A 7133-nucleotide genomic window follows, 5' to 3' on the forward strand; every position below is an offset into this window, starting at 1 on the left:
CGCCAGGCAGGAGCCGTACATCAGCGCCACCGCCTCGCTGCGCCGCGAAATCGAGATGCATCCGGAGCTGCGTAAACGCGGTTAACCCTTCAGCTTGCGCTGGCGCCAGGCATCGAGCGTCTCGTCGATGATGCGCTCGGGAACGTGATCGAGTTCGAAGACAGTGTCGATCTCCAGCACCTCGAGCCGGTCGAGAAAGTCCTGTGGGGCGCCGTGGCGCAGCCGGGCCGCGTCCTTGGCGGTGGTGATGAGCACCAGCCCCTCAGTGCGTGCGGTCGCCGCCAACTCGGCAAGTTCGTCCTCGGCAAAGAAATGGTGGTCCGGAAACGGCCGCGTCAACGCCAGTTCGCCGCCGGCTTCGCGCACCGTGTCGAAGAATTTCTCGGGATGGCCGATACCGGCGAAGGCGAGGAACCGCTTGCCGGCAAGCCCTGCCTTGCCGCTTGGCTCTGTATGGGCCTCGAAGATCGGCCGGCCGGCGCGTGCCGCCTGGCGGACCACGCTGTCGGCGGCAGTGCCCTCGCCCATTTTCAACAGCCCGCTGGTGAAGACCAACTGGTCGACGATTTTGGCCCTGAGCGGCCCGCCCGGAATGACGCGGCCATTGCCAATTCCGTAGCGCGCATCGACGACGACCAGCGCATAATCGATGTGGATGCGGGCGCTCTGAAACCCATCGTCCATGATCAGGAATTCGCAGCCATGCCGTTCCAACAGCAGCCGGGCGCCGGCGGCGCGGTTCGGCGTCACCGCCACCGGCGCGTGTTCGGCGAGCAGCAGCGGCTCGTCACCGACATGCCTGGCACTGTCATGGTCGATATCGACCACGTGAGGCTCGGCGAACGAGCCGCCATGGCCGCGCGACAGGAAGCCGGGTTTCAGATGCATTCGCTTCGCCTGCTCGGCGAGCGCGATGGCCACCGGTGTCTTGCCGGTGCCGCCAACCGTGAAATTGCCGATGCACAGAACGGGTGCTTCGATCTTCTCGCGCTTGGCCCGCCGCATGCCGCGGCCGGCGGCGGCGGCATAGATGGCCGATAGCGGCGACAGTGCCAGGACCCGCCAGTCCGGCTCTTCCCACCAGAATGGTGGTGCTTCAGAGGCCACGCTAGCGACCGTTCGCGCCCTTCAGGCGCGACTTGACGACCAGCGGCTGGATATAGGGCTCAAGCGATTTCAGCGTGCGCGCCAGCGCGCCACGCATCTCGTCGACGGTCGCCACACCCGCCGCCATCATCTCGTGGCGCGCCACTTCGTTGGTCAGGAGGAAATTGACGGCGCCGGCCAGCATGTCGCGATCGCGCACCAGCTTGGCGCCGCCGCTGTCGAGGAGACGCTGGTAGGCCTCGCGAAAATTCTGAACATTGCGCCCGGCGAGAACCGCGGTGTCGAGCATGGCCGGTTCCAGCGGGTTCTGGCCACCCTCGGAGGTCAGCGAGCGGCCGACGAAGGCGATTTCGGTCAGCCGGAGATAGAGTCCCATCTCGCCGATCGTGTCGCCGAGCAATATATCCGTGTCGGCGGCTATCCTGTCGCCCTTGCTTCGCCGCGCGACCTTCAGGCCCATGCCGGAAATCTGCGCCGCAAGCGCCTCGCCGCGATCGGGATGACGCGGAACGACGATCGTCAGAAGACCATGGTGGCGTTTGTGCAGCGTCGCGTGGACTTCAGCCGCGACCACTTCCTCGCCGTCATGGGTCGAGATCGCCGCCCAGGTCGGGCGCGTGCCTATCTGCCGCCGCAGCGTCGCCAGCGCCCGTTCGTCGACGGGCGGCGGCGAGGTATCGACCTTGAGATTGCCCGACACGGTGACCGGCCGGGCGCCGAGCGCCAGAAACCGCTCGCCATCGACATCCGACTGCGCCACGACGTGAGCCAGGTTCTCGAACAACGCCTCGGCGATGTTGGCCCGTTTCTTCCACGACTTGAACGAGCGGTCGGAGAGCCTGCCATTGACCAGCACCTGCGGCACGCGGCGCGCGCCAAGCTCGAGGATGGTCATCGGCCAGATTTCGGATTCGGCGATGATCGCCAGATCCGGCTGCCAGTGATCGAGGAACCGGCTGACCGCCGGCTTGAGATCGAGCGGTACGTATTGGTGGATGATCCGGTCACCGAGACGCTCATCGGCGACCTGCGCCGAGGTGACCGTGCCGGTCGTCAGCACGATGTTGACGCCGTAGTCGAGAATGCTTTCGACCAGCGGCACGACGGCGATGGTCTCGCCGACGCTCGCGGCGTGGATCCAGATCACCGGCCCGTCGGGGCGCGCGCGTCCGGCGACGCCATAGCGCTCGCGGCGGCGGTAGCGGTCTTCCTTGCCGCGCGAGGTGCGCCAGGCAACATAGGGCCCGACCAGCGGATAGGCGGCCGCACCCGCGAAACGGTATGCCGACAGCATGGCTCGCGCCCAGCGGCCGCTCATCGCGGAGCATCCACGAGACGGTAGGCCTCGGCGGTCGCGGCATTGAGCGCGGTCGTCACTTCCTGGCGCTTGCGCTCCATTTCGGCCTCATCGGCGCCGGCCGCCACGAAGATCGGCTGACCGATGACGATCGACGAACGGCCGAACGGCAGGTTGATGGTGGTCTTGTCCCAGCTCTTCTCCAGTACCTTGCGGCGGCTGGTGGTGATGGCGACAGGCACAAGCGGCCGGCCCGAGAGGCGAGCCAGGAGAACGATACCAAGCCCTGCGTCTCGTGGCGTGCCGTGCGGAATATCTGCGATCATGGCGACGTTCTTGCCGACGGCGAGCGACTTTTTCAGGGCGATAAGCGCTTTTGCCCCGCCCTTGTCGAGATGCCTGGCATTTTCGCGCCCGCCGGAGCCGCGCACCGCCTCGATGCCGAATTTTTCCAGCATCAAGGCGTTGAGCTCGGCATCAGCGCTGCGCGAAACCATGGCGACCAGCGGCTTGCGCTTGGGGTAATAGGCTGGCGTCAGCAGATGCTGGCCATGCCACAAGGCGATGATGCCAGGCTCGAATTCGGTATAGGCACCGCCCGAAAACCGTGCCGATCCCTCGACGACGCGATTGGTGAGGCGCACGAAGCGCACGAACTGGGCGAACAGGCTGGCGATGGCGTTCTTGACGAATCGCGACTGCGCCAGCGGTTGGCGAATCTTGCGCCAGAAGGCCTTGGTCGTGCGGCTGCGTCCCCTGCCCGTGGGCGCGGCATCGCTTGCTGGCCCTTTCGCCAGGTCATGCTCCATCGAAGTCAACCGGCAACCTTGTTGTCGGGGTCCAGCAGCCGGTGCAGATGAACGACGAAGTAACGCATGTGGGCGTTGTCCACGCTGGCTTGCGCCTTGGCTTTCCACGCCGTGTGCGCGGATTGATAGTCCGGATAGATGCCGACGATATCGAGGCCCTCGAGATCGCGGAATTCGGTGCCGCCAAGCTTCTTGAGTTCGCCACCGAACACCAGATGCAAAAGCTGTTTCTTTCCGTCTTCCGCGGCCATGTCGGTCCTTCACATATCGTGAGTTTGTCACAGGTCTAGACCAAAGCCGCCAACTTTGGAACCTTTAGGGCGAGATGAATTCATCTCGCCGGGGAAAACGCCTTCACGCGTCCAGGCCGGCGATGACGCCGGCGAGCACGGCCAGCAATTCACCGCTGCCGGCAGCAAGGGCGCCGTGGCGGGTCACCTCGCCGGCATATAGTGGAGCGCGACCGTGCTGGTCGAGCAGCTGGCCGCCGGCCTCGCGCAGGATGAGGTCGGCCGCCGCAATATCCCAGTCATGCGCATTCGGCTTGACGAAAGTGGCATCCAGCGCGCCATTGGCGATCATCGCCAGCCGATAAGCCAGCGAAGGGCTGTAGGGCGCTCGCTTCAGCCGCGCCTGCCATTCGGCCGGCATCAGGTCGGTCAACTGCTTCAGCCCGGAAATCTCGGCTGTTTCCGCCAGCTTGCGAACCGCAATGCGCTTGCCGTTGCGGAAGGCGCCCTGGCCCGGCAGCGCCCAATAGGTTTCCTCCATCGCCGGGCATTCCAGCACGCCGGCCAGCGTACGGCCACGCTCGACGACGGCGACGCTGACGCACCAGGTGCGCTGGCCTTCCAGAAAACCGCGCGTGCCGTCGATCGGGTCGACGACGAAGGTGCGGCGTGCCGAAAGCCGGACCGGATCGTCGACGGTCTCTTCCGACAGCCAGCCATAATCCGGTCGCGCCGCCAGCAGCGTTTCGCGCAGGTAGGCGTCGGCGGCATGGTCGGCCTCGCTGACCGGCGATGTGCCGCCCTTCATCCAGACTTGCGGGCTGTTGCCGAAGTAGCGCATGGCGATGAGCCCCGCCTCGCGGGCGGCATCGCGCAGCAGCGGCAAATCTTCGGTGGCCCCGGCTATGGTGAGGTCATGCTCCGGCAAGGGTCATGCCTTCGATCAGGAGCGTTGGGGCGGCGGTGCCGAAATTACGGTCGAGGTCATCAGCCGGCACCATGTTGAGGAACATGGTTTTCAGGTTCGAGGCGATGGTGACCTCGGCGACCGGATAGGCCAGCTCGCCGTTCTCGATCCAGAAACCCGAGGCGCCACGGCTGTATTCGCCGGTGACCATGTCGACGCCCTGGCCGAACACCTCGGTGACATAGAAGCCGGTCTTGAGCGATCTGATCAGCTCTTCCGGCGACCGCTCGCCCGGCTCGATGGCGAGATTGGTGGAGGATGGCGTCACGGAAGAGCCGCCGCGGGCGCCGCGGCCGTTGGTGACGAGGCCCAGTTCCCTTGCGGCCGAGGTCGACAGGAACCAATGGTTGAGCACGCCCTTCTCGACCATCAACAGCTTTTCGCCTTCGACGCCTTCGCCGTCGAACGGCCGTGAGGCCTGGCCACGCAACCGGAGCGGCTCGTCGGTGACGGTGATGGCGGAGGCGGCCACCTGCTTGCCCATCATGTCACGCAGGAACGAGGTCTTGCGCGCGACCGAGGCGCCGTTGATGGCGCCGGCCAGATGGCCGGCGATGCCGCGCGCGACGCGTGGGTCCAACACCACGTCGACCGGCCCGGTCGCTGCCTTGCGCGCGCCGATGCGGCGCACCGCGCGTTCTCCGGCCTTGCGGCCGATGTCCTCGGGCGCATCGAGATCGGCAAAGTGCTGGCGCGATGAGAATTCATAGTCGCGCTCCATGCCGGTGCCCTCGCCGGCGATGACGCTGGCCGAGCGCGAGAACCGCGAGCCGACATAGTGGCCGAGGAAGCCGTGCGAGGTGGCCAGCACCAGGCCGCCGAGGCCGGCACCGGCGCTGGCGCCGGCCGAATTGGTCACGCCCTTGACGCCAAGCGCTGCCGCCTCCGCCGCCAATGCGGCTTCCTTCAACTGGTCGGCGGACACCTCGGTGGCGTCGAACAGATCGAGATCGCGTGTCTGTTTGGCCAGCAATGCCGGGTCGGCCAACCCCTGATAGGGATCCTCAGGCGAGACTCTCGCCATGGAAACAGCGCGTTCGGCCAGCGTTTTCGGGTCGGACGCCGCTGTCGCCGAGACACTCGCCACGCGGCCGCCGACGAAAACACGCAGCGCCACATCCTCGCTCTCGGAGGCTTCCGTAGCCTCGACCTTGCCGAGACGCACCGACACGCCGGTCGAGCGGCCGCGCACGGCCACCGCGTCGGCGGCATCGGCGCCGGCCTTTTTGGCAGCCTCGACCAGAGCCGCGACGCGGTCGGTCAATTTTGCTGCGTCTGATATATCGGTCATGCCTGAAATCCTGCTGGTGCGGCCGGTGTGCGGCCGTTGCCCACCCATCTATTGTTCCGGTCCGGCTTGTGCAATGGCATAGGCTTCAATCAAAATGCAGGGTGGGCGGTTCAAAACCGCGAACCCTGTGACGCAAAATGGGTTCGCAGCTTGCACGGAGCATTTCGATGACGCCTTTCCATCTCGCCTTCCCGGTCCGTGATCTCGATGAAACCCGCGTTTTCTATGGCGAGGTGCTGGGCTGTGCGATCGGCCGTTCATCGGCGACCTGGGTCGATTTCGACCTCTACGGCCACCAGATGTCGGCGCATCTGCGTCCGCAGGCCGCACAGGCCCCCAGTGACGGCAGGGTCGACGGCATTGTCGTGCCGATTCCGCATTTCGGCGCGGTGCTGCTGATGGACGACTGGCAGCGCCTGGCGACGCGGCTGGAGGCGCGCGACGACATCGACTGGCTGGAACGGCCGATGGTGCGTTTCAAGGGCGAACCCGGCGAACAGGCAACGCTGTTCATCCGCGACCCCTCGGGCAATGCCCTGGAATTCAAGGGTTTTCGCTCGCTGGAGCAGGTTTTCGCGCACTAACTCAGATCGAGGGCATCGGTCGATCAACGGCCGAAACGGCCCGCCGCGAAAGGTGCGAGCCGAGCCGGATCGCCGCGTCCGCCGATCAAGTCGGCGACCAGCCGCGCGGTGATCGGAGCCAGCGTCAGGCCGAGATGGCCGTGCCCGAAAGCATGAATTACGCGGGAGCTGCCGCGCGAAGCGCCGATGACCGGCCTGGAATCCGGCAGGGACGGCCGGAAGCCGAGCCATTGCGAGGCAGGCGAGCCGAGCCTGGGAAAAATTTGCCTGGCGCCACGGTCAAGCAGCGCCAGCCGGCGCGGATTTGGCGGCGCGACCAGGCCGCCGAGTTCGACGGTGCCGGCGACCCGCAAGCGGCCAGCCATCGGCGTCAGGTAGAAACCAAGATCGACGGGACAGACAGGTCGGTTGAGCAGCGGCGCGTCGGTCTGGAATTCCAGATGATAGCCGCGCTCGGTCTCGAGCGGAATCCTGTCGCCGGCCTGCGCGGCCAGTGCGCGCGACCGTGCACCGGCGGCGATCACCACCGTGCCAGCCTTGATGCGAACGCCGGGTCCGCTGAGCTGGACACCGTCAGCCTCGACCTGCAGTCCGGTGATCTCAGCCTGCTTCACCGATGCACCACGGGCACTCACCGCGCCCAGCAACCGCCGCATCACCATTGCCGGATCGGTGACATTGATCGAGTCGGGAAAATACACGCCATGCGCTGCTGTCGCCGGCAGGCCCGGCTCAAGCGCCGCCACCTCTTCGGGAGTCAGCACCTCTTGGTGGATGCCAAACCCAGCGCGCATTGCCCGGCCGCCGGCGCCAGCGGCAAAATCGCTCTCGCGGCGATAGAGGTAAAG

Annotated in this window: 8 protein-coding genes; 1 reads left to right on the forward strand and 7 read right to left on the reverse strand. The window is 66.1% G+C overall.

The features are described 5' to 3' along the window. Positions 1–81: 81 nt before the first annotated feature. The 6 genes from lpxK to EN893_RS12130 all read right to left on the reverse strand — a co-directional run bounded on the left by lpxK (position 82) and on the right by EN893_RS12130 (position 5701). Positions 82–1107 carry a tetraacyldisaccharide 4'-kinase gene (gene lpxK, locus EN893_RS12105; RefSeq protein ID WP_127271512.1) on the reverse strand — a complete coding sequence of 342 codons (1026 nt, stop codon included), beginning with the start codon at positions 1105–1107 and terminating at the stop codon, positions 82–84. Position 1108: 1 nt separating this feature from the next. Then, positions 1109–2425: a lipid IV(A) 3-deoxy-D-manno-octulosonic acid transferase gene (gene waaA / locus EN893_RS12110; protein ID WP_027038607.1), complete on the reverse strand. Its 1317-nt coding sequence runs from the start codon at positions 2423–2425 to the stop codon at positions 1109–1111. Continuing rightward, positions 2422–3213, reverse strand: a complete 792-nt coding sequence (locus tag EN893_RS12115; RefSeq protein ID WP_127266858.1) for a lysophospholipid acyltransferase family protein — start codon at positions 3211–3213, stop codon at positions 2422–2424. The genes waaA and EN893_RS12115 overlap by 4 nt, the downstream gene beginning before the upstream one ends. 5 nt (positions 3214–3218) lie before the next feature. Next, positions 3219–3464: a DUF4170 domain-containing protein gene (locus EN893_RS12120; RefSeq protein WP_027038609.1), complete on the reverse strand. Its 246-nt coding sequence runs from the start codon at positions 3462–3464 to the stop codon at positions 3219–3221. 103 nt (positions 3465–3567) lie between these two features. Then, positions 3568–4371: a 3'(2'),5'-bisphosphate nucleotidase CysQ gene (locus EN893_RS12125; RefSeq protein WP_127266859.1), complete on the reverse strand. Its 804-nt coding sequence runs from the start codon at positions 4369–4371 to the stop codon at positions 3568–3570. Next, entirely contained in the window at positions 4358–5701 is a 1344-nt protein-coding gene (locus tag EN893_RS12130) for a TldD/PmbA family protein (protein WP_127266860.1), read from the reverse strand. The genes EN893_RS12125 and EN893_RS12130 overlap by 14 nt, the downstream gene beginning before the upstream one ends. A 167-nt stretch (positions 5702–5868) precedes the next feature. Between EN893_RS12130 and EN893_RS12135 the strand changes: the two genes are divergently transcribed. Then, positions 5869–6285, forward strand: a complete 417-nt coding sequence (locus tag EN893_RS12135; protein WP_127266861.1) for a VOC family protein — start codon at positions 5869–5871, stop codon at positions 6283–6285. Between the two features lie 23 nt (positions 6286–6308). Here EN893_RS12135 and EN893_RS12140 read toward each other — a convergent pair. Further along, the coding region (locus EN893_RS12140) for an FAD-dependent oxidoreductase (RefSeq protein WP_164900815.1) at positions 6309–7133 on the reverse strand (825 nt) is incomplete at its 5' end.

Source organism: Mesorhizobium sp. M7A.F.Ca.CA.004.04.2.1, assembly GCF_004022825.1.
Classification (GTDB): Bacteria; Pseudomonadota; Alphaproteobacteria; order Rhizobiales; family Rhizobiaceae; genus Mesorhizobium.

What these genes read in the sequence shown, in the direction of transcription:
- waaA (WP_027038607.1), bottom strand. Translation starts at nt 2,425, where the DNA reads ATGAGCGGCCGCTGGGCGCGAGCCATGCTGTCGGCATACCGTTTCGCG.
- EN893_RS12115 (WP_127266858.1), bottom strand. Translation starts at nt 3,213, where the DNA reads ATGGAGCATGACCTGGCGAAAGGGCCAGCAAGCGATGCCGCGCCCACG.
- EN893_RS12120 (WP_027038609.1), bottom strand. Translation starts at nt 3,464, where the DNA reads ATGGCCGCGGAAGACGGAAAGAAACAGCTTTTGCATCTGGTGTTCGGT.
- EN893_RS12130 (WP_127266860.1), bottom strand. Translation starts at nt 5,701, where the DNA reads ATGACCGATATATCAGACGCAGCAAAATTGACCGACCGCGTCGCGGCT.
- EN893_RS12135 (WP_127266861.1), top strand. Translation starts at nt 5,869, where the DNA reads ATGACGCCTTTCCATCTCGCCTTCCCGGTCCGTGATCTCGATGAAACC.